Here is a 24,904-nt window from a genome sequence, read left to right on the forward strand (position 1 = left end):
GCGGACATTAGTCCACGCTTTTTATATTGACCGTAATCCCATCGGCGTCGGTGAGCGACCATTCCGACGTCGTCCCTCCGAGTTCGTGGTTCGTCGAAGCGTCGACAAAAAGCGTCCAAGCTTCTAGTCCCGCCTCGTCGTTCATCGGTTCAGTCGGACGGGCCCAGGCGTTCGCACCGATGTGATGATGATACCCGTCGGCCGCGAGGAACAGTGCGCCCGGGTATGAATCGGTCGTGACGGTAAACCCGAGTCGATGTTGATAGAATAACTTGGCCGCTTCGAGGGAACGTACTTTAAAGTGAACGTGTCCCATCGTCGTCCCGACAGGAAGACCTGTGAACGGACGGTCCGCTGCCGCCTCGAGCATCGATTCGTACTCAACCGGATCGGTCGACATCTTCACGTGACCGTTCGCTTCATATTCCCACTGCTCACGTGGCCGATCGGCATACAGCTCGATGCCGTTCCCTTCCGGATCGTTCAAATAAAACGCCTCACTGACCAAATGGTCGCCTTGACCGACTTCAATCCGTCGCTCGATCAAATGACGGAGAATGCGTCCGAGTTCGACGCGGTCCGGCAGCAAGATTGCCATGTGGAACAAGCCGGCCGCCTTCCGGTTCGGACGGACACCTTTGACTTCATGCAAGACGACGAGCGGCGTATTCGGCGCACCGAGCGTGACGCGGTCGCTACCGACTTCGAGTACGTCCATTCCAATGACGTGTTCGTAAAACTGTTTCATGTTTTCTAATTCACTGACCCGGAGCGTGACCGATCCGAGTTGGATATTGGTTAATTTCATGTTTTCTCACCTCTCTCTTTACTATACATGCCGTGTCCCGTTTGCAGAAGACGGCACAAAAAGGTGGTATAGTTACCGAAAGGATACTTAGAGAGGAGCGAGACTCATGACGATGATCTCAAGCTGTGAAGTCGATACCGCACTCGAACTGATCACCGGTAAATGGAAACCATCGATTTTACTCGCGCTCATCAACGGGGGGACGCTCCGGTTCAGTGAACTGAAACGCTCGCTCCCGAACATTAGCCAAAAGATTTTGACAGCCCAGTTGCGTGACTTAGAAGAGCAAGATATCATCATCCGTACCGTCTATCCGGAAGTCCCGCCGCGCGTCGACTATCAGTTGAGCGAGTACGGCAAGACGCTTATCCCGGTACTCGAGACGATGAACGCTTGGGGCATGAAGCACGCTGCGCGCATGCAACAAAAATAAATTGTCCACATGTGGATAACTCATTTCCGTATCACTGCCCATCACTTATCCACAGGAGGATCTCATGATTCGTTATCCACAGTTGACCGGTCGCCACGTCGGCGTAACCGCCCCGTCGTCCGGAGTACCAGCCGCGCGTCATAGTTTACTTCACGACGCCGAGACGACGTTCGCACGCCACGGCTTCACGCTTCAATTTGAACCGTCTGTTTGGACACAACATAAAGCAAAATCGGCCCGGCCGTCCCGCTCTATTTCGACTTCTCGGTCACACCCGCCATCGTCTTCCTCACCGGATTCGCTTTGTTGAGCGGTTTCTTCATCATCCGCGTCAATATTCCCATCCAACTGTTTTTGCAGACGAACACGGAACCAAGCTACCTCGGTCGTGTCATGGGCGTCCTCGAATCGCTCGCGATGGGGATCACCCCGCTCGGTTTCGTGTCGTTCGGGTTATTGAGCGAATGGATGTCGGTCACGTCACTTTATGCGATTTGCATGGTATGCCTGCTTTCAATCACGCTGTTCGCGATGCATCGCATCCGTCACGATATCGCGGCTGAAAAAGCGACGGTACTGGCTGAAGTCGAAAGCGCGCCGACGCGTCAATGAACGAAAAAAAGACATCGAACGTTTTTCAGTTCGATGTCTTCTCTGTTGATGGAAGGACTCGTTTCTCTAACAAGAACGGTCCGAACGGGATGACCGAAGCCATGACCGCGAGGACTAACACTTTGAAGCCCCAGTTGAAGCGCCACGCCATGTAAACCGCTGCCGCCACGTAAGCGACGAACAGGAAACCATGGGCCGCACCGACGATGCTGACGGCTAGCGGCATGCCAGCCAAATACTTGAGCGGCATTGCGATCAACAATAAGAGCAGGAATGACATCCCCTCTGTATAACCGAGCCATTTGAATCGAGTTGCGTTCATATCCGTTCTCCTTTTTAATCGATGCTACGTTCATCGTAGCCGATAGAGGTGAAGTTTGTCACAGGAGAACGTTAGAAAGTCGTTAGGCTATTTGACGATTTGGTGAACGATGCGCAATTTTCGTTTCGACGAAGCGGCGAAGGAACAAGCCGTCGACGCCGATTTTGCCTGCGTTGTAGCCCGCGACGAGAATCAAGACCGACACGATCAACATCGTCGGGTTCGTGCTGACCGTTCCTGACAATAAGAACGCCATGTTCATGACGAGTCCGAAGAAAGCCGCGCTGCGTGTGAGGGCGCCAAGCAAGAGACCGAGACCGACCAAGAACTCACCATACGGAATTAAGATATCGAAAAGTGCTGCGTTTGGGATTGCGAAGTTTTCAAGGAAAGCTGCCCACCATCCGGCGACCGCCGGGTGATCTCCCGTCGCGAGTGAAGCTGCGTTTTGAAGGTAACCGCCTGACCCGAAGCCGCCCGTGATTTTACCCCATCCGGCTGTGAGCCATTGATAGCCGAGCCAGATCCGTAACACCGTCAAGATGCCGGTTGCGATGTTGTGGTTTTGCCAAAACTTTGTGAACATGATAATTCCTCCTTTTGAATGGTTGAATGATGGCTTATATATGATTACATTCACAATATACCACCCATGTTCATGTTTTCACATAGCTTGAGATAATAGTTCACGTTTCGGTCATATGCGGGTCACATGTTAGTCACTTTTTGGAAATTGTACCAAAAAAAGCAATGTCTACTCGAGACATCGCTTCCACTGCTGTGAACTACTCACCACTTATTTGCTTCGCAACTTGAAGTGGGAGCTTCTTGGGAAGACCGTGCTTTGACCAGCCACGGTTGTGGACCAAGCTCGTCGGGCAGTCCCTGCCCTGGAGTGTTTCAGTCGGCGAGACCCAACAGGTTGAGGCTCGCGTTGACGTCGCGGTCATGGTGCGTGCCGCATGCGGCGCATGTCCACTCGCGGACGTGCAGGTCCTTCTTGCCGCCGTTCTCGCCACAGGCCGAACAAACCTGGGTCGAGGCGAACCACGGGTCGGCCTTGATCAGTGTGCGGCCGTGGAACCTGCATTTGTAGGCGAGCTGGCGGACGAACTCGCCCCATCCGGCGTCCCCGATCGACTTTGCCAGGCGGCGGTCCTGCATCATCTCCCTCGGTTTCAGCGTCTCGACGACGACGACTTGGTTCTCGTCGACGATGCGTCGTGACAGCTTGTGGAGGAAGTCATGTCGGCGGTTCCGTACCTTTTCATGCTTTTTGGCCAATAAGAGCCGCGCCTTCTCGCGGTTCCGGCTGCCGGGCTTCTTGCGGGAGAGCGCGCGCTGCGCCCGTCTCAGCCGTTCCTCGGCCTCGCGCAGGTTGCGCGGGTTCGGGATCTTCTCCGTCACGAGCGCGTCGTTCGTCATGACGGCGAAGTGAAGCTTCGCGTTGGCGAGCGCGAGGCTGTCCGCCTCACACAGGAACGGGAACAGCGGCTTGTACGAGGCCGGTGTCGGCGGCTTCCGCTTCGGCCCGCCGCTCGCCTTCGCCTCCTCGTGGATGGTGATGCGGTCCTCGAGCAGCTTGTTGTAGATGAAGCGGGCGCATCCGATCGTCTTGACCAGGAAATCGGCCTGTGCCGTCGTCGGGTAGAGCCTGTATTTGTAGCCCTTCAGCATGTCTCCACCTCCTCTCGGCCGATGATCGTGATGAACGTCTTCCTCATCCGATACCCGCAGCGGGGGAAGGGAAATCTGACGGAATCACGAACTTCTGTTCGTCATATCTGTCACAGGGGTGGCCAAGAGGTTTATGTACGGGCGATTCATCTCCCACCTACGCTGGGCCTCGCCCCAGACGCTTAGAGGTGGGAGAATTCTCGCTTAATTATGTTAAAGATCAACTTGTTGTGGCGGTTGGCCTTTTTTATTCATCACACGCATCGATTGCGGTGAGATTTTTAAAATGACGAGTTTTGGATCATCCGGGCCGTCGAACCAGCCCTCAAGTTTTTCGTTCCACACTTTTTCTTTCATCGACTCGTCATCAGACACCGACGTCTCTCCTAAAATCTCGAGATACGTGTCGCCGACCCCGTCCCCGTCGTAGCCGATCAAGACGTGCGTGTACGGATTGTTCTTCAACTCATCGACTTTATCCGTATCTTTCGAGGTTGCCGTATAGAGTGTCAGACCGTCATGGAAAAACGTCATGTATCGGCTGTGCGGCTTCCCTTTATATACCGTGGCCATCGTTCCGACGTTGCTTGCATCTAGAATTTGTTGTGCCGTTGTTTTAGCATCCATTTAAAAAGCCCCCTTATCATAGTCACTCGTATAATCATTCCCTTGCGGCATTTGATTAAACACGAAGACACGAAAAAACCTGCTCGCCGAAGCGAGCAGGTTATAAAATTCCTTAGAAAGGAAGATTAGATTTTTTCAACGTTAGAAGCTTGTGGGCCACGAGCTCCGTCAGTGATTTCGAAAGTTACTGCTTGGCCTTCTTCAAGTGTCTTGAAGCCGTCGCCTTGGATTGCTGAGAAGTGTACGAATACGTCGTCTCCGCCTTCCATTTCGATGAAGCCGTAACCTTTTTCTGAGTTAAACCATTTTACTTTACCTGTGTTCATAATGAACCCTCCTGAAATAAACGCTGTGCGTTCTAGTAGTGCCTTACTAGAAAAAACTGACCAAAAAAAAGCACAAAACTTGTTGGATTATCTTTCATGAAAAATAATCCCAAGCGATTGTGAATTATGTTTCCAGCTATTCTTAATTAAGCACATATGTAATATACCATGGATAAATGCTTCTGTCTACTAAATACTTCGGTTTGCTAAAAATAATTTCAAAACGGGTACATCACATGTAGTGAACGTTAGGAGGACGACTCATATGATGAATCAAATTGACCGCACGCATATCGCTGCCACCATCGCCCGTCACGCGGCCTGGTCGACAGATGAGCTATTGACGGAGACGCTCGCTTGGCATCAGGCGACGCGACACGACCATTATCCTGACCAATCGAAGTCGTACCGCTCCCACTTGCCGATGACGGAACGAATCACACCGGTGACGAGTGCACTCCCGCTCGAGGTCGTCGACGATCTCGTCCGGCCCGTCTGGATGCGTCGTCTCGACGCGGAACATTTGAATTTACTGCAGATGACACGCCATCACGTCGACGTGACCGATTACGGGGCCGTCGGGGACGGCAAGACGGACTGCACGCTCGCATTCCGGCTCGCGCTTCGGTCGAACCGCCACGTCCACGTGCCGGCCGGTGTCTATATCGTCCGTGGCGTCCGGATCCCCTCGAACTGCGTGCTCGAAGGTGCGGGACAGCAGAACACGGTATTACGCTTGGCCGACGGCACACCGAAGCATCGCCGGCTGCTGCGAAATGCGACACCGTTTTATGGGAACCATCACATCGAGGTCGCCCATCTGACGCTCGACTGGAACGTCGAGCGCCTTGGCGACGTCGATCGGACGTCGAGTGGAGACACGGCTTCGAGCGCGTTGACGTTCGCCTACGTCAAATTCGCCTGGGTCCATCACGTCACCGCCAAAGGTGCCGGACTGCACGCGTTCGATATCACCGCCCCTCACTACCATTACCTCGGGGACGGGTTGCGTGCCAAAAAAGGCAGCCGCTACATCTGGCTCGATCGCTGCGAGGCGACGAACTATGGGGACGACGGCATCACGACGCATCATAGCGACGCCATCTACATCACGAACTGCTACTGTCATCACCCGCACGGACGTACGCACGCCCACGGCTTCTCCAATTCAAACGGCATCGAGGTCGATGACGGTTCGCGTCACGTCGTGCTCGTCAACAATATGACGGAAGGTTGTTTTGGAGGAGTCGAGGTGAAAGCCCACGGTACGTCCTCGGCCGCCCATGACGTCCATATTTTTGGGCACGTCTCGTATCGTGATAATCGGTCCTTCAATTTTCGCCACATCGGACACCACTTGGCCGACGACCCCGAGTCGAAGACGGCGCGATTCATCTCGGGAACGAATTTACTATCGATTGAACCGGTACGCTCGAAGCTATACGCCAAGTCATCGCCCCGTAGCCTCGTCGTATCGGCGTATCAAGACGTATTGATCCATGGCTTTACGGCCATCGGTGACCCGTCCTATGATTATACAGGACATCCAGCGCTCGCCGTCCAGTATAAGTCTCGGAACGTTCAATTAAAACGAATTGCCACAAGCGGGTTCGTTTCCAGCCGCGCCGACATCGAACTGTTCGGCGGCGACAACCGGACCGATCACGTCACAATCGAAGATGTCACGTGCCGGAATTCGGCCCCGATCTCTGTAAAGATCGGCGGACAGCTCGCTAACGTCGTGCTAAAACACATCGAAGGCGAACAAAAAAGTGGAGATGTCCTCATCTCCACGAGTAGCCCGGTCGAAGCGCACGACTTATTCGCTTATGGTTTCTCAGATCGGGTGCGAAGTGACGCTTGAGCCGACTCGACGAGCTCATTCAACCGTGCTTCGTCCAAATTGAGCGAACTGACCGTCTGTTTGGCCATCATCCGGACGATGGCTTTGTCGAGGAAGCCCATCCGCTCAAAGTCATAGCCGCTACCGACGACTTCGACGAAGTAGGCGTGTGCTCGTAAATGTTCCCCGTACGCGCCTTCGAGCTCACGTTGCCGCTCCGCCGCGGTCGGCGTGCCGGCGCACAAGTACAATCCGAGCGGACGTTCAAGCAATTGGACTTCATTTTGCTTCAACCAGTCGGTCAGCTCGTCTTGGACTTTCCCCATCCGGATCGATCCCCCGACGATGACGTGGTCGACCGTTGCCCAATCGACGTCTGGCTCATCGACCAAGTTTTGAACGTGGACGTTTCCGGACAACCGTGCGGCCAAAAGATGGGCGACTTTCTCGCTCGTACCATATCGTGACGTATACGCAATCAACGTCTTCATCTCGTTTCCCCCTTTTAAGTCGGAATCTACTCTTCCTATTCCCGAATGCCTTGGAGAATACTATACGCCCGAAAAAAACTCGCCGCTTGGGCGAGTTTTTTGTCATAGTTTATACACTTGTGCCTCGTACGGACGAAGCGTGAACGGTTCGATTGGCTCCATGTTGCCGATGACACGGTCTTTGACGTCATACGGCAATGTCCGTTCTTGTGTTTCAGCAGAGAAGTTGCACAGCACGAGCCACGTCTCTCCTTCGAGCGCCCGCGTGAACGCGTAGACGGCTTCGTCTTCAGGGAGCAACAGCTCATACTTCCCGTAGACGACGACCGGATTCTGTTTCCGCAGCGCGATCAACTGACGGTAGTAATGGAAGAGTGAATTCGGATCAAGACGTGCCGCTTCCGCGTTCACGTCAACGTAGTTCGGATTGACATCGATCCACGGCGTACCGGTCGTGAACCCACCTTGCGCGTCAGCCGACCATTGGACCGGCGTCCGCGAATTGTCGCGTCCGCGGGCGTGGATGCCGCGGAAGATCTCCTCGTGCGTCAACAAATCGTTCGATGTGTAATCGCGATACGCGTTGAGCGTCTCGATGTCACGGTACTTGTCGATCGAGTCGAACGCGACGTTCGTCATGCCGAACTCTTCGCCCTGATAAATGTACGGCGTCCCTTTCAACATGTGCAGGAGTGTCGCAAGCATCTTGCCAGAGACGACCCGGTACTCATCCGAATCGTTGCCGAATCGCGAAATCGCCCGCGGTTGGTCGTGGTTGCTCCAATACAGGCTGTTCCACCCCTCTTCCTCGAGTCCTTCTTGCCAACGCGAGAAGATCGTCTTCAGCTCCGTCAGCTTCCAGTCGGTCGGATTCCACTTCCCAAAGCTACCGTTGCCGACGTCGACGTGCTCGAAATGGAACACCATGTTGAGCTCGTCACGGTCTTCACCAGTGTAGAGCTTCGCCTCGTCGACGCTGACACCCGGCATCTCCCCGACCGTGATTGTATCGTACTTCGACAACACTTCACGATTCATCTCTTGCATGAACTCATGGATGCGCGGCCCGTTGAAGAAGAACGGCGTTCCGTCTCCGTAGCCCGTCCCGCGCGTCTTCCCGTCCGGATAGCTTTGGTCTTTCGAGATCATATTGATGACGTCCATCCGGAAACCGTCGACGCCTTTGTCGAGCCAGTAAGCCATCAAATCGTACACTTCGCGGCGCAGCGTCTCCGACTCCCAGTTCAAGTCGGGCTGTTTCTTACTGAACAAGTGCAGATAATATTCGTCGCTCGCTTCATCGTACGCCCACGCGCTGCCGCCAAAGAAAGCCCCCCAGTTCGTCGGCGGCTGACCGTTCTCGCCTTTTTTCCAAATGTAGTAGTCGCGGTACGGGCTGTCTTTCGAAGACCGAGACTCCATGAACCATTGGTGCTCATCGGAAGAATGGTTGACGACGAGGTCCATCATGATCTTGATGCCGTGACGGTGCGCCTCTTCGAGCATCGCATCGAAATCGTCCATCGTCCCGAACTCATCCATAATCGCACGGTAGTCGCGGATGTCATAGCCGTTGTCATCGTTCGGCGAATCGTACACCGGTGACAACCAGATGACGTCGATCCCGAGTTCAGCCAAATAGGACATCTTTTCCGTGATGCCCGGGATGTCCCCGATTCCGTCCCCGTTCGAGTCGTTAAAGCTGCGCGGATAAATCTGATAGACGACCGCTTCTTTCCACCATTGTTTCATAAAAGTCTCCTCCTCATCATCGGTTCAAATCTGACGTCATCATCGTACCTTGTCCCGCCGCCTGTGCCTATCCATGATATGATTAAGATATGCACAATCTTGCTATTATAAAGGAGTAATTCGATGGAAATCGGCTTTTGTGGCTATTCGTATCACACAGCAGCATATACTTTTCCGTTCGCCAACCGGTTGGACACGTACTTGATCCGCTTGCAGACTGAAGGGTCGGCCCGAATCCTCGTCAACGGGGAGACATACGTCGCGCACCCCGGCGATCTGTTGCTCGTCAAACCGGGTGACTACTATGAGTTGAATATCGATACCCCGGCGAGTGGCGACTATCATTTGTTCTGCGCTGGTCCGACGCTCGACGCCTGGTGGTCGACGACTACCCGCTCACAGCTCACCACGATCTCGATTGACCCTCGCCTCCTGTCGCTTTGGCAACACGTCACGGAAGAGGCACGACGACCGACCGATGAACAGAGCACAGCGTTGATCGAGAAGTTGACCGAGGCGCTTCTGCTCATGCTCGATCGGTCGATGCGAGACGTCCGGACGAATGTACGTCCCCCGGTCGTGTCTCGCATGATGCGTTATATAGAAGGAAACGTCACCGCCGACTTCAAAATTGACGACGTCGCCGCTGCCGTCGGCTTGAGCGTGTCGCGGACCGTGCACCTCTTTAAGGAAGTGACCGGGATGACGATCATCGAGTACGCGCACACGATCCGGCTTCAGCTCGCCGAAGAGCAAATGCGGTATACACAACACTCGCTCGAACGGATCGCCGAGCTGTCCGGGTTTCGAACGTATCCCTATTTCCACCGAATTTTTAAACGGAAATATGGCGTCGCACCAGGGGTGTACCGCACACTTCAACAAAAAAACGAAAAAAAATAATCAAAAAGTGATCCATTTTTTGAATCGCTCCGTTAGATGGGTGTAAACAACGACAACCACTCACAAAAAAGGAGCGATTGAACATGAAGAAAAAAACAATGAACAAATTTGTTGCACCGGCACTGGCACTGGGGTTACTCGTACCATTGAACGCACAGGCAGCTGACCACTCTCCAACAGCGAGCACACCAGCTGGAGACCTTCGTGCCACGCTCGACCAATTACTATCTGAGCATTATGTCTTAGCCGTCACATCGATGATGAAAGCTTACGACGGGGCACCTGATGCCGAAGTCGTAGTGAAAGCACTCGATCAAAACGCGCTTGACATGACGCCAGCCATCGCCTCAATCTACGGTGATGCAGGCGCGGCTCAGTTCGAAGACATCTTCGCCGGCCATAACGACTACTCGCCTGACTTCGTCGAAGCTGCCAAGTCAGACGACAAAGAACTTCGTGCCGAGGCTGAAGCCGAAGTCGATGAGTTCGTCGAAGAGTTCTCGACATTCCTCGATGCTGCGACAGAAGGCAACTTACCGAAAGAAGCAGCCGCTGACGTCCTTGAACTTCACGAAGACCAAGTTCTCTCGGTGTTTGATAACTACGTCGCCGGTGACTACGAGTCGGCTTACATGACATACCGTGAAGGCTACAAGCTCATGTTCGACATCAGTAAAGCCCTCTCAGGAGCAATCGTCACGCAAATGCCTGACAAGTTCCCGACACCTGCTGACACGCCAGCTGTAGAGCTTCGTTCGACATTGAACAGCCTCGCCGGTGAACACTTTGCCCTCGCTGCGATCGGCATGCAAAAAGGCTACGACAAAGCGGAAGATTTCGACTACGTCAGCTGGGCTGAAGATCAAAACACGCTCGACTTTAAAGCAGCCATCGGTTCGGTCTACGGTGACGAAGGTGCGGCTCAGTTTGAAAAAGTATGGAACGGGAACCACATCACAGCACAAGGTGACATCGTCGCAGCAACACTTGAAGGCGACGAAGCTAAAATCGAAGAAGCACGCATGAAACTCGATCAGTTCGCTGTCGACTTCAGCACGTTCCTCGATGCAGCGACAGAAGGCAACTTGCCACAAGCGGCCGGTCAAGAAGCGATCATGCAACATGAGGCACTCGTGCTCCAAACGTTTGATCAATATGTAGCCGGTGACGCAGATGCAGCTTGGATGTCATTCCGTGAAGGATACGCGTTCATGTTCGGTGTTGGTGAAACACTTGGTAACGCGATCGTGACACAAATGCCTGACAAGTTCGCTGAAACAGCAATGCCGGAAGCGATGCCTGAAACAGGTCTCGGTGGTGCACAAGCACAATCAATGAATACTCTTTACGCTGGCCTTGCTATACTTGGCGGAATCATGCTCGCCTTTGTCACGCTTCGCAACCGTAAAGTATCAGAACAATAAACTAAAGGAGAGAGCCCAATGAACAAGCGCCATTTGTTTTTGGCGCTCTCTCTATTTTGTTTTGGCTTCTGGTCGTGGACGAGCGCTCAAGAATCGTCATCACCACCTGTAGAAGAAAAACAAATAGAGGAGAGCCCAGATTTATCGGCTGAATTCTCACTTCTACAGGAAGAGGTGAAGAAACTTCGTTTAGCCGAGGAAGAGGAAAGCACTAAAGCCGTGACACCTGTCCAGATTCAAATCCCGAGCATCAATGTCGACACCGCGATCGAACAGGTCGGCGTGCTCGATAACGGACAGATGGGCGTACCCGTTGACGAGAATCAAGTCGGCTGGTTCGAACCCGGTGTCAAACCAGGCAGTAAAGGCAACGCCGTCGTCGCCGGACACGTTGATAGTAAGACGGGGCCCGCCGTCTTTTATGAACTCGATCAACTGAAGACAGGTGATGACGTGACGATTATCGACGAGAACGGCAACACGCTGCTATTTCGTGTCACAAAAACAGAGAATTATGACACGAAAAATGCCCCGATCGACGAGATCTTCGGCGCCACGTCGAATCGCAACTTGAACTTGATCACGTGTTCCGGTACGTTCGGGGACGGCGGTTATGACCAACGTTTCGTCGTTTACACGGAGCTTGTCGATAGCGAGATCAAGTCGACAGTCGAACTCGACGCCCCGACGAACGTCACGTTAAGCGGTAACTTGCTCACATGGCACGCGGTCCGTGACGATGCCGTCATCGGCTACCGTGTCTATGAAGTCAACGACGGGAACGCGACACGTATCGAGAGCGTCCCGTCACACGCCCGGAAGAGCGTTGAAGTCACGAACGGGCAGGCAACGTATTACGTGACGGCGATCGACCGGCTTGGAAATGAGTCGAAGCCGTCTCAGACAGCGAAGTAGACACGAAACGCCCTTGGATAAAAAATCTAAGGGCATTTTTTCTGTTTTCCATATATAGTGAATGTAGCAAAAAATACATAGATTTAGGATAAGGAGTTTCAAGTCATGAGGACTCGACTTTCACAACCATTCGCAAATCAGTTAAAGAGAAGAATTCGCACCATTTGGGGTGTGAACGATTCGTATTATTGGTACCCTCTTTCCACTTCTCCTCGACTCGATGTGATTGCATTCGACAGCGATTATATTGAAGATGTTGATCAAAAAATCGAAGAAATCCGCCAATGGGTATGGGACCAAGGGACGGAGCTTATATTTGAACTGCATGAGGACCGTACACTATGGCAAATCGACACCGCTTCATTAGATCCTTGTTATGAAGGTCGTTATTTAGAACGCTATTGGTTTGACCAAAAAATGAACTGGATCATTTATGCGTCCCACGAAAGTACAATTAGCTTTGGTGGGCATGGATTGATCACATCACTCCAGTCCTACTGGTCGGATTGGCAGGAGCATCTGTCCGTTTTAGACAATCGATTTTTTGAGTAATGAACTTCACAAAAAAAGACGCACCCATTTTTGATCAATGAGTGCGCCGTACTTACACAAAGCAAGGAATCTGCGGGTTGAACGTCTTGTTGTTCTCCGTCATGACCTGCTTTTTAATTTTGCCTTCTCCGAGATAGACGATACGGTCGGCGAGCGCTTCCGCGTCTTCCTCGTCGTGCGTGACAAAGATCGTCGTCGTGCCCGTCTGTTTGAGGAGACGGCGCAAGTCGTCGCGGATCCGGTGTTGGAGCGACGTGTCCAAGTTACTGAACGGCTCGTCTAAGATCAAGAGAGACGGCTTCGGTGCGAGCGCACGCGCGAGCGCGACACGCTGCTGCTGACCGCCGCTCAGCTCATACGGATAGCGATGTCGGAACTCAGATAAGTTCACGAGCGTGAGCATCTCCTCGACCCGTTCGTTCCGCTCCTTCCGGCTGAGCTTATGGAGGCCGAAGCGGATGTTCTTCTCAACGGTCATGTGCGGGAAGAGCGCATAGTCTTGAAACACCATGCCGACGCCGCGTTGTTCGGGCGGCATAAACTGGCAGTCGTCACAACAGACGCAATCGTTGACGACGACGACGCCTTGATTTGGCATCTCGAGACCGGCGATCAGGCGCAAGATCGTACTTTTCCCCGAACCGCTGTCGCCGAGGAGGGATACGATTTCGCCTTTCGTGATCGAGAGCGAGAACCCTTTGATCGTCTCTGCTTGCGCACCTTTATAGCTGAAGTGTAAATCGTTGATTTGAACAAACATTAGTCGGCCTCCTTATCAAGCACCTTATGGAACACAAAGATTAACAATCCGCTCATGAGAACGATGACGATCGACGCGAGCGCCGCTTCGTGAATCTTCTCATCACTGACATATTTGAACGCCTGCGTCGCAAGCGTCGAGAAGTTGAACGGCTGCAAGAACAGCGTGAGCGGCAACTCTTTCATAATATCGATGAAGACGAGGATGAACGCGCTCATGATCGCCCCTTTGATCATCGGGATATCGACCCGGAAGAACGTCTGCACCGTGCCCCAACCGAGCATACGTGACGCTTCCGTGAACGACTTCCCGACTTTCTCGAATCCGCTCTCGATCGAGTTGTAACCGATGGCGAGGAAACGGATGACGTAGGCGAAGATGAGCATGATGAGCGTCGTCCGGAACACGAACGTCTGTCCGACATCGAGCGCGAGCGCTGCTTTTAGCACCCATTCGTCTAATAGTAAGAACAACGTGATGACAGCGATGGCGATGGCCGCTCCCGGGATCGAGTAGCCGAGCGTCGTCACTTTCGAGATGACGCGCGTCATGTTCGATGGGAACAGCCGCGTATAGTTGGCGATGATGAGTGCGAATACGAGAATGATGATTGTCGCGATAAAGGCGACGCTCACCGTGTTCCAGACGAGGCGGAAAAATTCAGCCGTGAACACTTGCTCGAACGTCAAGAACGTCCAAGCGACGAGTTGGATGAACGGGATCGCAAAAGCGATACCGAAGATCGTCGCCACGTAACCGAACACGGCGTAGCGGTGCCAGCCGTTCAACGGTCTTGGCTTGAGCGGCTTCACTTTTGTCGTCGCATAGCTGAACTGCTTGCGGCCTCGGACGAGTCGTTCCGCCATCAAGATGGCGATGACGATGATCATGAGCGTGCCGGCAAGTTTTAACGCTGAAGACGTGTCTTTCATACCGAACCACGTGCTGAAGATGGCCGTACTGAACGTCTGGATCCCGAAGTATTTGACGACGCCGTAGTCGTTCAACACTTCCATCAAGACGAGACTGACGCCACCGATGATGGCGACGCGCGAGATCGGGATGACGACGGTGAAAAAGATATCCCACGACCCGCGTCCGAGGATGCGGGCGTTCTCGATCATCGACGATGACTGGTTGTGTAGGAACGCGCGTGTGATCGTATAAATGTACGGATACAAGAACAACGTGAAGATGAAGATCGTCCCTTGGATCGTCATGATATTGAAGTACGTCTGATCCACGGTGATGCCAAACTCGTTGCGCAGCGTCGTCTGGATGACGCCGGTGTAGTTCAAGATGCCATGATACGTGTAAGCACCGATATACGGCGGGATTGCGAGCGGCAAGATGAGCGCCCATTTGAAGAATCGCCGTAACGGGAAGTCATACACCGTGACGAACCAAGCGAGGCTCGTTCCGATGATGGTCGTCAAGAAACCGGTCACGAGCATGATGAACAACGTGTTCCTCACGTACGTCGGCAGCAGATATTCGCGGATGTGTTGCCAATTGTCATTGACCGGTGCGAACAGTTCTACTAAGACAACGATTCCTGGCAGGACGATAAACGACAACGCGATAAAGCTCAGGATGGACCATCCATTCAGTTGTCGTTTGATTGCATACCAGTTCATGTCTTACAGCTCCCGTTTCTTTCATTTACTTCCTGTCCCATCATATCAGTTTCATCGTCCCGGTCATACCTTTAGACTGTCAGGAAACGCAAAAACCTTCGGCCTGAACATGCGTTCAAGCCGAAGTCGTCTTATTTCCAACCAGCTTCGTTGAAGATGCGGATGGCTTCTTGCTGATTTTCACCAAGAACAGATAGGTTGATATCTTGTTCTTTGAACTCACCCCATGATTTGAGGAGCTCGTTCGGCTCGACTGATTCGTTGACCGGGTACTCGTAGTTGGCGCTTGCGAACTGCTCTTGCGCTGACGGGTCAGACATGAACTCCATGAGTTTCTTCGCGTTGTCAGAGTTCTTTGCCGCTTTCGTCATCGCGATTCCAGAGATGTTGACGTGCGTACCTGTCGTGTCTTGGTTCGGGAAGAAGATACCGAGCGCTTCAGCGACTTTCTTCTCTTCCGCGTCTTCTGAGTTCAACATGAGACCCATGTAGTATGTGTTCATGATGGCCACATCACCTTCACCGGCGACGACGGCTTTCGCTTGATCACGATCGTTCCCTTGTGGGTCACGTGCCATGTTGTTGACAAGACCTTCTGCCCATTCTTTCGCTTGGTCGACACCGTTCACTTCGATGAATGACGCGAGGAGCGAGATGTTGTACATGTTTTCAGATGGACGAACGAGCACTTTCCCATTCCACTGTTCTTCCGTGAGCGCTTCGTACGTCGACAAGTCTTCCGGCTTCACACGATCTTTCGCGTAGACAATGACACGTGCACGCTTCGTGAGACCGAACCATTCCTTGTCCGTGTCACGGTATTTTTCTGGGATGTTCGACTCAAGCACATCGCTATCGACCGCTTGAAGATGCCCTGCTTCTTTTGCCTGGTGCAAGTTCCCGGCGTCAGCAGTAATGAAGAGATCCGCTTCCGTGTTCTCACCTTCTGTGTTCAAACGTTCGAGAAGTTCATCACCTTTTCCTTCGACGACGTTGACTTTCACGCCCGTCTCTTCTTCGAACTGTTTGTAGAGCTCTTTGTCGACATCGTAATGACGGCTCGAGTAGACGTTGACGACTTTTGATTCTTCTGCCGTCTCATTGTCCCCCGTAGTAGTCGTCTCTTCAGTGCTCGCGCAAGCCGCAAGCAGTGATGTCGTAAGTGCTGCTGAAAGTCCAAGTGCCATGTACTTTTTGTTCATTTGTAATTCCCCCACGTTTTAGTCTCTTTGTTGGTAATGATAATTACTCTCAATCACTATAATCAATGATAATCATTCTCATGTCAACCTTTTTTTGAAAATGTTGACATTGCTTATGTATTTATAACTTAACAGTTTTGACGATATCATTTCTTGACTTCAAAATGATGGGGCGCCTATAGTTGAAATGAAAAGACCGTCTGGTCGGTACAGAAAGGAGTGACGCAATGACAAACCGATCAACTATCACGAAACAAAAACTGTTAGATGCCGCAACCGAGATCATCATGGAGCACGGTGTGCACCAATTGACATTAGATGAAGTCGCGAAGACCGCTGGTGTCTCAAAAGGTGGCCTGTTATATCATTATCCGTCGAAAGAAGCGCTTTTGACCGCCATCGTCGAACGGCTTCAAACCGAACAAAACGATTTATACGAATCACTTCAGGCTGACGGCCACGGTCCGGTCGAGGCGTTCGTCCGCTTATTCGATGAGACGAAACTCTATCCGGAACGCTCACCGATTCATATCGATGCCGAGAAGATGATCGCCTTCTTGACGTTATTCGCCGTCGATCAAGCGTACGCCGACCGTTGGAAGCACGATATCGACACGTTCTTCGCCGGATTTCAACAGACGAGCGATCCCGTCGAGACGATGATCATCCGCTACGCCCTTGAAGGGATGATGATGTCCGAACACTTCAATGTCGGCGTCCCCCCTACCGCTTTAAAACAAGACATTATCGCTCGACTCATCGAGCGCGCCCGACACATCGATTCGGGAAACTAGACTAATTATTAGAGGAGAAATGAACCCCATGCAAAAGATCACGACCTTCTCCGTCAACAACAAGTTTGCCGTTTGGTTGATGACGATCATCTTAACGGCCGCCGGAATCTTTGCCGGCCTGACGATGAAACTAGAGACACTGCCTGACATCACGACACCGACCGTCTCGGTGACGACGATTTATCCCGGTGCTTCCCCTGAACAAGTGCTCGACGAAGTGAGCTCCGTGCTCGAAGATCGCTTGAAGAGTTTGAACGGTGTCGAACAAGTCCGTTCGTCTTCGTTCCAAAACGCTTCGAACATTCAAATCGATTATGATTTCAGCACGGATATGGAAGCGGCTGAACAACAGGTCAAAGATGCACTCAGCAACGTCGAGCTGCCAGAGTCCGTCCAAGACCCGCAAGTGTCACGCCTCAGCTTCGACGCTTTCCCGGTCGTCGGGGCAGCCGTTTCAGATGAAAGCCTCGATTTGGCTGAGTTGACAAAACTTGTCGAAGACGAGCTCCAACCGGCCCTTGAAGGTGTCGAAGGTGCCCAGCTCGTCCAAATCGCCGGTCAAGAAGTCCGTCGCGTCGAGCTTCGCTTCGACGAGGCCGCACTTGCTGAATACAACTTGACAGAAGATGCGGTCAAACAGTTGATTCAAGCAAACGATGCCCGCATCGCGCTCGGCTTGTACGAGCTCGGGGATACGGAACAGGCCGTCGTCATCGACGGGAAGTCGGAGACGCTCGAAGCGTTCCGTGACCTGCAAATCCCCTACTCACCAGCTCCAGCTGCTGAACCGACTGTCCCAGGGGCGCCAAGCGGATTCCCGGCTGGCGAGACACCTGAATTGCCAAGCGAAGTCCCAGGCACAGTCCCACCTGCGAATGTGCCGACAACAGTCCCGACCGTCGCTTTAAGCGAACTCGCGACAATCGAAGACCGCGGCATCGAAGAATCGATCTCGCGGTCGAACGGAGAACGTTCGATCGGGATTCAAGTGACGAAGACACAAGACGCGAACACCGTCGACGTCGTCAACGCCGTCAAAACGATTTTAGACGACTTTGAGGCCGAATATGATACGGCGAACGTCTCAATCACACTCGACCAAGGTCAGCCGATTGAAGCATCGGTCGAGACGATGGTATCGAAGGCGTTACTCGGCGGACTATTCGCCATTTTGATCATCTTAGTGTTCCTTCGTAACTTCCGTTCGACGATTATTGCTGTCATCTCGATTCCGCTATCGCTCTTGATGGCGCTCATCGTCTTGAAGCAACTCGATATCACGCTCAACATCATGACGCTCGGGGCGATGACCGTCGCGATTGGACGCGTCGTCGATGACTCGATTGTCGTCATCGAAAACATTTATCGTCGACTCACTCGTCCGAACGAACCGTTACGCGGCAAAGCGTTGATCATCGCCGCGACGAAAGAAGTGTTCGTCCCGATCGCGTCATCAACAATCGTGACGATCGCCGTCTTCTTGCCGCTCGGTTTCGTGACCGGCTTCGTCGGCGAACTGTTCTTGCCGTTCGCCTTGACCGTCGTCTTCGCCTTGCTCGCTTCGCTCCTCGTCGCGATCACGGTCGTACCGATGATGGCCGATTCGTTCTTTAAAAACCGTGACAAGCTGAAGCCGGAAGAAGGACCCGGTAAACTTGCCGAATGGTACCGCGGTGTGCTCAACTGGTCACTCAACCATAAGCTCGTCGTCTTCGGACTCGCGACACTTCTCTTGATCGGCAGTTTCGCCCTCGTCCCAGCCATCGGGGTCAACTTCTTGAACCAAGGTTCGGATAAGACGCTGTTCGTCACGTTCGACCCGGAACCGGGACAGACGCTTGACGACTCGATCGCGGCTGCTGAGATCGCCGAGACATACTTTATGGAAGACCAGCCGAACGCGACCGACGTCCAGTTCACGGTCGGTGGCGAAAACCCGCTCAACCCGGGGAATAACAAGCAAGGGATCTTCATCGTCCAGTACGACCCGGACACAGAAGACTTTGCCGACGTCAAATTGGCAGACATCGAACAATTGAACGAACTTGCCTCAGGCGGAGAATGGAAAGAACAAAACTTCGCCGGCGGTGCCGGAACGAGCGGTGTGACGTATAACGTCTACGCTAACTCGCTCGAAGATCTTGAAGCGATTGTCCCGACATTCATCGAGACGATCGAAGAAGAGACGGACTACGTCCGCCAAGCGACGTCTGATCTTCGTGAGTCATACGTCCAGTACACGTTCAACGTCGATCAACAAGCAGCAGCTGAAGCTGGCGTCTCGGCCGCTCAACTCGCTCAAACGATCGGTCAGTTCCAAGCACAAGCGAGTCCGCTCGCCAGTGTGACGATCGATGACAAACAGCTCGACGTCATCATCCCGACGGAACAAGTCACGTATGACAGCATTGAAGACTTGCAAGCGCAAGAAGTGACGACGCCGTTCGGACCGCGCCCAATCTCAGACTTCATCGAAGTCGAAGAAGGCACGACGCCGGACACACTCGTCCAGCGCGACGGCAAGCTCCTTGCTACCGTCAGCGTCGAACTTAGCACGGACAAGGCGACGGAAGCGTCGGCCGCCATCGAAGAACGTGTCTCTGACATCGATCTCCCGACTGGCGTCTCGTATGACGTCGGCGGTGTGACAGAACAGATTCAAGAATCGTTCACGCAGCTCGGCCTCGCGATGCTCGCAGCCATCGCCATCGTCTACTTGGTGCTCGTCGTCACGTTCGGCGGTGCCATCACCCCGTTCGTCGTATTGTTCTCGCTCCCTTACGCGATCATCGGCGGACTCGTCGCCCTCTTGATCACGGGAGAAACGATTTCCGTATCTGCTTTGATCGGTGCGCTCATGTTGATCGGGATCGTCGTCACAAACGCGATCGTCTTGATCGACCGCGTCATTCATAAAGAAGAAGCCGGTCTATCGACGCGTGAAGCGTTGCTTGAAGCAGCCGGTACGCGACTCCGTCCGATCCTCATGACGGCGCTCGCGACAATCGGTGCCTTATCACCACTCGCCCTCGGACTCGAAGGCGGCGCACTCATCTCGAAAGGTCTCGGTGTCACCGTCATCGGCGGACTCACAAGTTCGACGTTACTGACGTTGCTCATCGTCCCAATCGTCTATGAGTTCTTCGCTCGATTCCGCAAGAAACAACAAGCATAATTCAAAAAGAGATTTGACCGAGAGCCGGTCAAATCTCTTTTTGTTGTGTTCAGTAACATTGCATGATCATTTCGGTCTCCTCGAATCGTTGGGCCTGAAGCGCCTCTGTCGGAATCAAAAAGTAAAGAATCCCGACATCGCCGAACATGATATCGAGCTCTTCTGACGAATCCATTTGGAAGAGCAGGAACGGCCGCTTGAAGCGGTCACCGTACGTGTCTTCAATTTCTTCGAACACATCGTTTTGTATTTCGTCCGGATGTCCGCCAATCGCGTGCACCTCGCCTTCATCGAACAACGCTTCAAGGGCGGTGTACTCGTCTTCCGTCATGAGATTGAATAGTAGATCAACGTTCGGGGCGTAGGATTCCTCGAACGCGACGGCCCGCTCATTGAGTGCCTCACCGACTCGAATGCGCTCTAATCTCGTCTCTTCCGTATAAATGACGCGCCAAAGATGACGTTCGTCCTTGTCACCCCACGGTTGTTCTTCAAGATCGTAAAAGAAAGACAGCAGCCCTTCTTTCGGAAGCGCCTCGACCGACTCACAGCCGGCAAAGTCGCTTAAGCGAAATTGCGCCAAAAATGTCAAGTTGTCTCCAGGATGGTCCGACCCGCTCGGTAAATCTGGATACCCACCAAATTTCGAGTGGCCGATCGCAACCTCTTCACGCATCGTTCGGGGTACAAGCTTTAAATTGACACGCTTCGAAAACGCCGCCAAAATATCATCTCGGTGTTCAAGGCCATACGTTTGAATAAACTGCTCTACTACGTGTAGTTCCATCTTTACACCCCATTTGTCTAGAATACATGTAGTTTATCACACCGAACGTATGTACCCATTATCTTTTTTGTCCCAGCCTCTATCTTGACTGACATAAGAAAGTCTGAGAGAATTCATACGTTTTGAATGTATATGCGAAAGGATGAATCACATGCAACGTCTTATCAAATGGATTATCGGCCTTTCGCTCTTATTTGGCTTGAGCGCGCTCGGGAATTGGATCGTCGCCGTGCTCGCTTTAAAAGTGCCAGGGAGCGTCATCGGCATGGTCCTGTTACTGCTCTTATTGATGACCAGGATCATCCACGTCGAATGGATCGAAGATAGCGCCGGCTTCTTGACGAAGCACCTCGCCTTTTTCTTCATCCCGATCGCGGTCGGGCTCATGTCGTATAGCTCGCTTTTAAAGGCGGAAGGCGTTCCGCTCTTCCTCGCCTTGATCATTAGCATGACGATCGGCCTCGTCGTGACGGCACTCGTTTCCGGAAAACACGGTGAGGCGTCATGACCGTCTTCTGGATATTGATTACCATTGCCGTCTATATGTTGAGCCGGAAGCTGTCATTCAAATGGGCGTCCCCGTTCACGAACGTCGTCTTTTTGAGCACGCTCACGCTCATCTTGTTATTGCTCGGCTCTGGACAGACGTACGACACGTATGCGCCGGCGAAAGATGCGATCACGACACTGCTCGGGCCGGCGACAGTGGCGCTCGGCTTGCCGCTCTATCGCAACTTGCCGATCCTGCTCGCTCGGGCTAAACGAGCACTCGGTGCCATCGTGTTCGGGACGTTATCAACGATTTTCGTCGCTGTCGGTCTCGGGACCGCACTCAAGTTGACGGATCACGTCTTGCTCGCCTTGTCCGTCAAATCGGTGACCTCGCCGATTGCGCTCGAGCTGGCACGACAGTTACAAGGTGACGCCGCGCTCGCCGCTTCGGTCGCCGTCGCCTGCGGCATCCTTGGCGCCATGCTCGGCCCAGTGATTCTATCTATGTTCAACGTGACCGACCCGTTCACGCGCGGACTCGCCCTCGGGACGATCAGCCACGGCATCGGGACAGCCCAAGCCGCGACCGAACATCCGCTCTCAGGCGCGACCGGTGGTGCCGCAATGGGACTGACCGCCATCTTCACGTCGTTTTTGTTGCCGTTGTTGCTCCCTATCCTTTTCTAATGCCAATCGTTCAAAATATTTCATAATATGTGACATCTCATATTATAAGTGAACTACTCACCACTTATTTGCTTCGCAACTTGAAGTGGGAGCTTCTTGGGAAGACCGTGCTTTGACTAGCCACGGTTGTGGACCAAGCTCGTCGGGCAGTCCCTGCCCTGGAGTGTTTCAGTCGGCGAGACCCAACAGGTTGAGGCTCGCGTTGACGTCGCGGTCATGGTGCGTGCCGCATACGGCGCATGTCCACTCGCGGACGTGCAGGTCCTTCTTGCCGCCGTTCTCGCCACAGGCCGAACAGACCTGGGTCGAGGCGAACCACGGGTCGGCCTGGATCAGTGTGCGGCCGTGGAACCTGCATTTGTAGGCGAGCTGGCGGACGAACTCGCCCCACCCGGCGTCCCCGATCGACTTTGCCAGGCGGCGGTCCTGCATCATCTCCCTCGGTTTCAGCGTCTCGACGACGACGACTTGGTTCTCGTCGACGATGCGTCGTGACAGCTTGTGGAGGAAGTCATGTCGGCGGTTCCGTACCTTTTCATGCTTTTTGGCCAACAGGAGCCGCGCCTTCTCGCGGTTCCGGCTGCCGGGCTTCTTGCGGGAGAGAGCGCGCTGCGCCCGTTTGAGCCGCGCCTCGGCCTCGCGCAGGTTGCGCGGGTTCGGGATCTTCTCCGTCACGAGCGCGTCGTTCGTCATGACGGCGAAGTGCCCGAGGCCGAGGTCGATCCCGATCTTGTGCTCGGCCGGGACCCACGGCTCGTCGGGCTGCTCGACGAGGAGCGACACGAAGAACTTGCCCGTCTTCGTCATCGACACGGTCGCCGACCGGATCTCGCCGTCGAAGATTCGGTGCTGTGTGAAGCGGATGAATCCGACCTTCAGCATGTCTGTCCCTCCTTCACACCCGGCGTCAGGATGATTCTCTTCCCATTCCGATACCCGCGGCGGGGGAAGGGAAATCTGACGGAATCAAGAACTTATGTTCGTAATTATGTCACAGGGGTGCCCAAGAGGTTTATGTACGGGCGATTCATCTCCCACCTACGTTGGGCCTCGCCCCAGACGCTTAGAGGTGGGAGAATTCTCGCTTAATGATGTTAAAGAAGACGGTTGCTTTCTTTTTTGAAAAGGAGGAAGGACAATGAAACGTGTACAAGGTGGAGTCGCGCTTGTGACGGGCGGTGCCGCTTAAACGCATCGGAAAGCCGGCCGACGTCTCGAACCTCGTCTTGTTCCTCGCCTCAGATGAGTCGAGTTACTTCACGGGCGCCGAGTTCGTCATCAACGGCGAGGTCATCATCCAGTAAACGATGGACAGGCGCTTCGGTCGCCTGTCCATTTTTCAAACAATTTTGATACTTCTCCAAACGGTTCCCGTGCTACACTAAAACGGATGAGAAACGATATGGGGAGGTATTTTTATGCAAGCAAAATTGATTGAACGCTTGATGACGTATGCCAAGATTGACACGCAATCTGACTTTACGAGTGAGACGACGCCGTCGACGGCGAAACAATGGGATTTGATCCGCCATCTCGAGGCCGAACTGAAGGCGATTGGGCTCGAAGACGTCGAGACCGACGAATACGGCTACTTGTTCGCGACGTTGCCGAGTAACGTCGACCATGACGTGCCGACGATCGGGCTGCTCGCTCACGTCGATACGGCGACCGATTTTACCGGCACAAACGTCAATCCGCAACTCGTTGAACATTATGCGGGTGGCGATATCGTCTTGAACGAGGCACTCAATGTTATCTTGTCACCGCGTGACTTCCCCGAACTTGATGATTACGTCGGCCATACGCTCATGACGACGGACGGAACGACGCTGCTCGGTGCCGATGATAAGGCCGGCATGGCGGAAATCGTCACGGCGGTCGAATACTTACTGGCGCATCCGGAAATCCCACACGGACCGGTCCGGATTGCGTTCACACCGGACGAAGAAATCGGGCGCGGACCCCACAAGTTCGACGTCGCCCGCTTCAACGCCGACTTTGCCTACACGATGGACGGCGGTCCGCTTGGCGAACTTCAGTATGAAAGTTTCAACGCTGCCGGAGCGACCGTCACGTTCCACGGCACGAACGTCCACCCGGGTAGCGCCAAGAACAAGATGGTCAACTCGATGAAACTGGCGATGGCGTTCCATAACCGCCTTCCGGCCGACGAGGCACCGGAACATACGAGCCATTATGAAGGATTCTTCCACTTGAACGGATTCTCGGGTGATGTCGAGACGACAGTTCTCCAATACATCATCCGCGACCACGACCGGACGAAGTTCGAAGCCCGGAAAGTCTTGCTCGAGAAACTTGTCGCCGAATGGAAACAAAAATACGGCGAGGCACGCGTCGACTTGAAGATGGACGACCAGTACTACAACATGGCCGAGAAGATCGAGCCGGTCAAACACATCGTCGACACCGTCGCCGACGTCATGCGCGAGCTCGGGATCGAACCGGTGATCGAACCGATCCGCGGCGGGACCGATGGCTCGCAACTGTCGTATATGGGTCTCCCGACGCCAAACATCTTCACTGGCGGCGAGAACTATCACGGCAAGTTCGAGTACGTCTCCGTCAACAATATGGAAAAAGCGACACACGTCATTATCCAGACGCTCCGCACGTTCGCCGAACGCGCGCGAGCATAACACATGCGCCTCCAATCATTCTCTTCTA

The 24,904-nt window shown here is 53.4% G+C and carries 25 protein-coding genes and 2 pseudogenes; 14 read left to right on the top strand and 13 right to left on the bottom strand.

Annotated features, from left to right (window positions below; translation table 11 throughout):
* Positions 1–7: 7 nt before the first annotated feature.
* A complete protein-coding gene (locus EVJ28_RS03900) occupies positions 8–808 on the bottom strand; it encodes a VOC family protein (RefSeq protein WP_131488038.1) in 801 nt (266 codons plus the stop codon).
* Between the two features lie 106 nt (positions 809–914).
* Between EVJ28_RS03900 and EVJ28_RS03905 the strand changes: the two genes are divergently transcribed.
* The 3 genes from EVJ28_RS03905 to EVJ28_RS03915 all read left to right on the top strand — a co-directional run bounded on the left by EVJ28_RS03905 (position 915) and on the right by EVJ28_RS03915 (position 1,853).
* Entirely contained in the window at positions 915–1,241 is a 327-nt protein-coding gene (locus EVJ28_RS03905) for a winged helix-turn-helix transcriptional regulator (protein WP_071398828.1), read from the top strand.
* 64 nt (positions 1,242–1,305) lie between these two features.
* Positions 1,306–1,551 (top strand): hypothetical protein, encoded by a 246-nt coding sequence (locus EVJ28_RS03910; RefSeq protein ID WP_131457929.1) that lies wholly within the window; start codon positions 1,306–1,308, stop codon positions 1,549–1,551.
* Complete coding sequence (locus tag EVJ28_RS03915; protein WP_201739261.1) at positions 1,545–1,853, top strand: MFS transporter; 309 nt, start codon at positions 1,545–1,547, stop codon at positions 1,851–1,853. The genes EVJ28_RS03910 and EVJ28_RS03915 overlap by 7 nt, the downstream gene beginning before the upstream one ends.
* A 25-nt stretch (positions 1,854–1,878) precedes the next feature.
* On the opposite strand, the gene EVJ28_RS03920 is transcribed toward EVJ28_RS03915, so the two are convergent.
* The 5 genes from EVJ28_RS03920 to EVJ28_RS03940 form a co-directional block, all read right to left on the bottom strand.
* A complete protein-coding gene (locus EVJ28_RS03920) occupies positions 1,879–2,175 on the bottom strand; it encodes a DUF3817 domain-containing protein (RefSeq protein ID WP_021068057.1) in 297 nt (98 codons plus the stop codon).
* Positions 2,176–2,257: 82 nt separating this feature from the next.
* The gene (locus tag EVJ28_RS03925) at positions 2,258–2,761 is read right to left on the bottom strand and encodes a DoxX family membrane protein (RefSeq protein WP_070328356.1); all 504 of its coding nucleotides are present in this window, start codon (positions 2,759–2,761) and stop codon (positions 2,258–2,260) included.
* Between the two features lie 314 nt (positions 2,762–3,075).
* Positions 3,076–3,852, bottom strand: a complete 777-nt coding sequence (locus EVJ28_RS03930) for an RNA-guided endonuclease TnpB family protein (RefSeq protein WP_131488040.1) — start codon at positions 3,850–3,852, stop codon at positions 3,076–3,078.
* Between the two features lie 213 nt (positions 3,853–4,065).
* Complete coding sequence (locus tag EVJ28_RS03935) at positions 4,066–4,479, bottom strand: pyridoxamine 5'-phosphate oxidase family protein (RefSeq protein ID WP_070328358.1); 414 nt, start codon at positions 4,477–4,479, stop codon at positions 4,066–4,068.
* Positions 4,480–4,604: 125 nt separating this feature from the next.
* Positions 4,605–4,805, bottom strand: a complete 201-nt coding sequence (locus EVJ28_RS03940; RefSeq protein WP_016507985.1) for a cold-shock protein — start codon at positions 4,803–4,805, stop codon at positions 4,605–4,607.
* Between the two features lie 265 nt (positions 4,806–5,070).
* Here EVJ28_RS03940 and EVJ28_RS03945 point away from each other — a divergent pair, with 265 nt between their 5' ends.
* Positions 5,071–6,669 carry a glycoside hydrolase family 55 protein gene (locus tag EVJ28_RS03945; RefSeq protein ID WP_131488043.1) on the top strand — a complete coding sequence of 533 codons (1,599 nt, stop codon included), beginning with the start codon at positions 5,071–5,073 and terminating at the stop codon, positions 6,667–6,669.
* On the opposite strand, the gene EVJ28_RS03950 is transcribed toward EVJ28_RS03945, so the two are convergent.
* Positions 6,633–7,139 (bottom strand): flavodoxin domain-containing protein, encoded by a 507-nt coding sequence (locus tag EVJ28_RS03950; protein ID WP_131457933.1) that lies wholly within the window; start codon positions 7,137–7,139, stop codon positions 6,633–6,635. The genes EVJ28_RS03945 and EVJ28_RS03950 overlap by 37 nt on opposite strands.
* Positions 7,140–7,241: 102 nt before the next feature.
* Entirely contained in the window at positions 7,242–8,891 is a 1,650-nt protein-coding gene (locus tag EVJ28_RS03955) for a glycoside hydrolase family 13 protein (RefSeq protein ID WP_131457934.1), read from the bottom strand.
* Between the two features lie 123 nt (positions 8,892–9,014).
* Between EVJ28_RS03955 and EVJ28_RS03960 the strand changes: the two genes are divergently transcribed.
* From EVJ28_RS03960 to EVJ28_RS03975, 4 genes are all read left to right on the top strand, one after another.
* Positions 9,015–9,794, top strand: coding sequence for a helix-turn-helix domain-containing protein (locus EVJ28_RS03960; RefSeq protein WP_131468889.1), 780 nt, complete (start codon positions 9,015–9,017; stop codon positions 9,792–9,794).
* An 83-nt stretch (positions 9,795–9,877) separates the two neighbouring features.
* Complete coding sequence (locus EVJ28_RS03965; protein ID WP_131488045.1) at positions 9,878–11,218, top strand: globin family protein; 1,341 nt, start codon at positions 9,878–9,880, stop codon at positions 11,216–11,218.
* Positions 11,219–11,236: 18 nt separating this feature from the next.
* Complete coding sequence (locus EVJ28_RS03970) at positions 11,237–12,133, top strand: class F sortase (RefSeq protein WP_131488047.1); 897 nt, start codon at positions 11,237–11,239, stop codon at positions 12,131–12,133.
* Positions 12,134–12,238: 105 nt separating this feature from the next.
* Positions 12,239–12,685 (top strand): hypothetical protein, encoded by a 447-nt coding sequence (locus EVJ28_RS03975; protein ID WP_131457938.1) that lies wholly within the window; start codon positions 12,239–12,241, stop codon positions 12,683–12,685.
* A gap of 52 nt (positions 12,686–12,737) precedes the next feature.
* Here the strand turns inward: EVJ28_RS03975 and EVJ28_RS03980 are convergent, their stop codons facing one another.
* From EVJ28_RS03980 to EVJ28_RS03990, 3 genes are all read right to left on the bottom strand, one after another.
* Positions 12,738–13,445, bottom strand: a complete 708-nt coding sequence (locus tag EVJ28_RS03980) for an ABC transporter ATP-binding protein (protein ID WP_131457939.1) — start codon at positions 13,443–13,445, stop codon at positions 12,738–12,740.
* Positions 13,445–15,082, bottom strand: coding sequence for an ABC transporter permease (locus EVJ28_RS03985; protein WP_131457940.1), 1,638 nt, complete (start codon positions 15,080–15,082; stop codon positions 13,445–13,447). The genes EVJ28_RS03980 and EVJ28_RS03985 overlap by 1 nt, the downstream gene beginning before the upstream one ends.
* A gap of 131 nt (positions 15,083–15,213) precedes the next feature.
* A complete protein-coding gene (locus tag EVJ28_RS03990; RefSeq protein WP_131457941.1) occupies positions 15,214–16,284 on the bottom strand; it encodes a Fe(3+) ABC transporter substrate-binding protein in 1,071 nt (356 codons plus the stop codon).
* Between the two features lie 227 nt (positions 16,285–16,511).
* Here EVJ28_RS03990 and EVJ28_RS03995 point away from each other — a divergent pair, with 227 nt between their 5' ends.
* The gene (locus EVJ28_RS03995) at positions 16,512–17,078 is read left to right on the top strand and encodes a TetR/AcrR family transcriptional regulator (RefSeq protein ID WP_131457942.1); all 567 of its coding nucleotides are present in this window, start codon (positions 16,512–16,514) and stop codon (positions 17,076–17,078) included.
* Positions 17,079–17,106: 28 nt separating this feature from the next.
* The gene (locus EVJ28_RS04000; RefSeq protein WP_131470250.1) at positions 17,107–20,253 is read left to right on the top strand and encodes an efflux RND transporter permease subunit; all 3,147 of its coding nucleotides are present in this window, start codon (positions 17,107–17,109) and stop codon (positions 20,251–20,253) included.
* Positions 20,254–20,302: 49 nt separating this feature from the next.
* Here the strand turns inward: EVJ28_RS04000 and EVJ28_RS04005 are convergent, their stop codons facing one another.
* Positions 20,303–21,040: a YwqG family protein gene (locus EVJ28_RS04005; RefSeq protein WP_131488049.1), complete on the bottom strand. Its 738-nt coding sequence runs from the start codon at positions 21,038–21,040 to the stop codon at positions 20,303–20,305.
* 151 nt (positions 21,041–21,191) lie between these two features.
* Between EVJ28_RS04005 and EVJ28_RS04010 the strand changes: the two genes are divergently transcribed.
* The gene (locus tag EVJ28_RS04010) at positions 21,192–21,548 is read left to right on the top strand and encodes a CidA/LrgA family protein (RefSeq protein ID WP_131488053.1); all 357 of its coding nucleotides are present in this window, start codon (positions 21,192–21,194) and stop codon (positions 21,546–21,548) included.
* Complete coding sequence (locus EVJ28_RS04015; RefSeq protein WP_131457946.1) at positions 21,545–22,219, top strand: LrgB family protein; 675 nt, start codon at positions 21,545–21,547, stop codon at positions 22,217–22,219. Before EVJ28_RS04010 ends, EVJ28_RS04015 begins: the two co-directional genes overlap by 4 nt.
* Before the next feature lie 168 nt (positions 22,220–22,387).
* On the opposite strand, the pseudogene EVJ28_RS04020 reads toward EVJ28_RS04015, so the two are convergent.
* A pseudogene (locus EVJ28_RS04020) lies at positions 22,388–23,095 on the bottom strand (RNA-guided endonuclease TnpB family protein); the annotation flags it as partial.
* 302 nt (positions 23,096–23,397) lie between these two features.
* On the opposite strand from EVJ28_RS04020, the pseudogene EVJ28_RS04025 reads away from it, so the two are divergent.
* Positions 23,398–23,523 (top strand): annotated as a pseudogene (locus EVJ28_RS04025) (SDR family oxidoreductase); the annotation flags it as partial.
* 114 nt (positions 23,524–23,637) lie between these two features.
* Positions 23,638–24,876 (top strand): peptidase T, encoded by a 1,239-nt coding sequence (gene pepT / locus EVJ28_RS04030; RefSeq protein ID WP_131457948.1) that lies wholly within the window; start codon positions 23,638–23,640, stop codon positions 24,874–24,876.
* Positions 24,877–24,904: the final 28 nt, after the last annotated feature.

Source organism: Exiguobacterium sp. SH3S3, from assembly GCF_004337115.1.
GTDB lineage: Bacteria > Bacillota > Bacilli > Exiguobacteriales > Exiguobacteriaceae > Exiguobacterium > Exiguobacterium aurantiacum_A.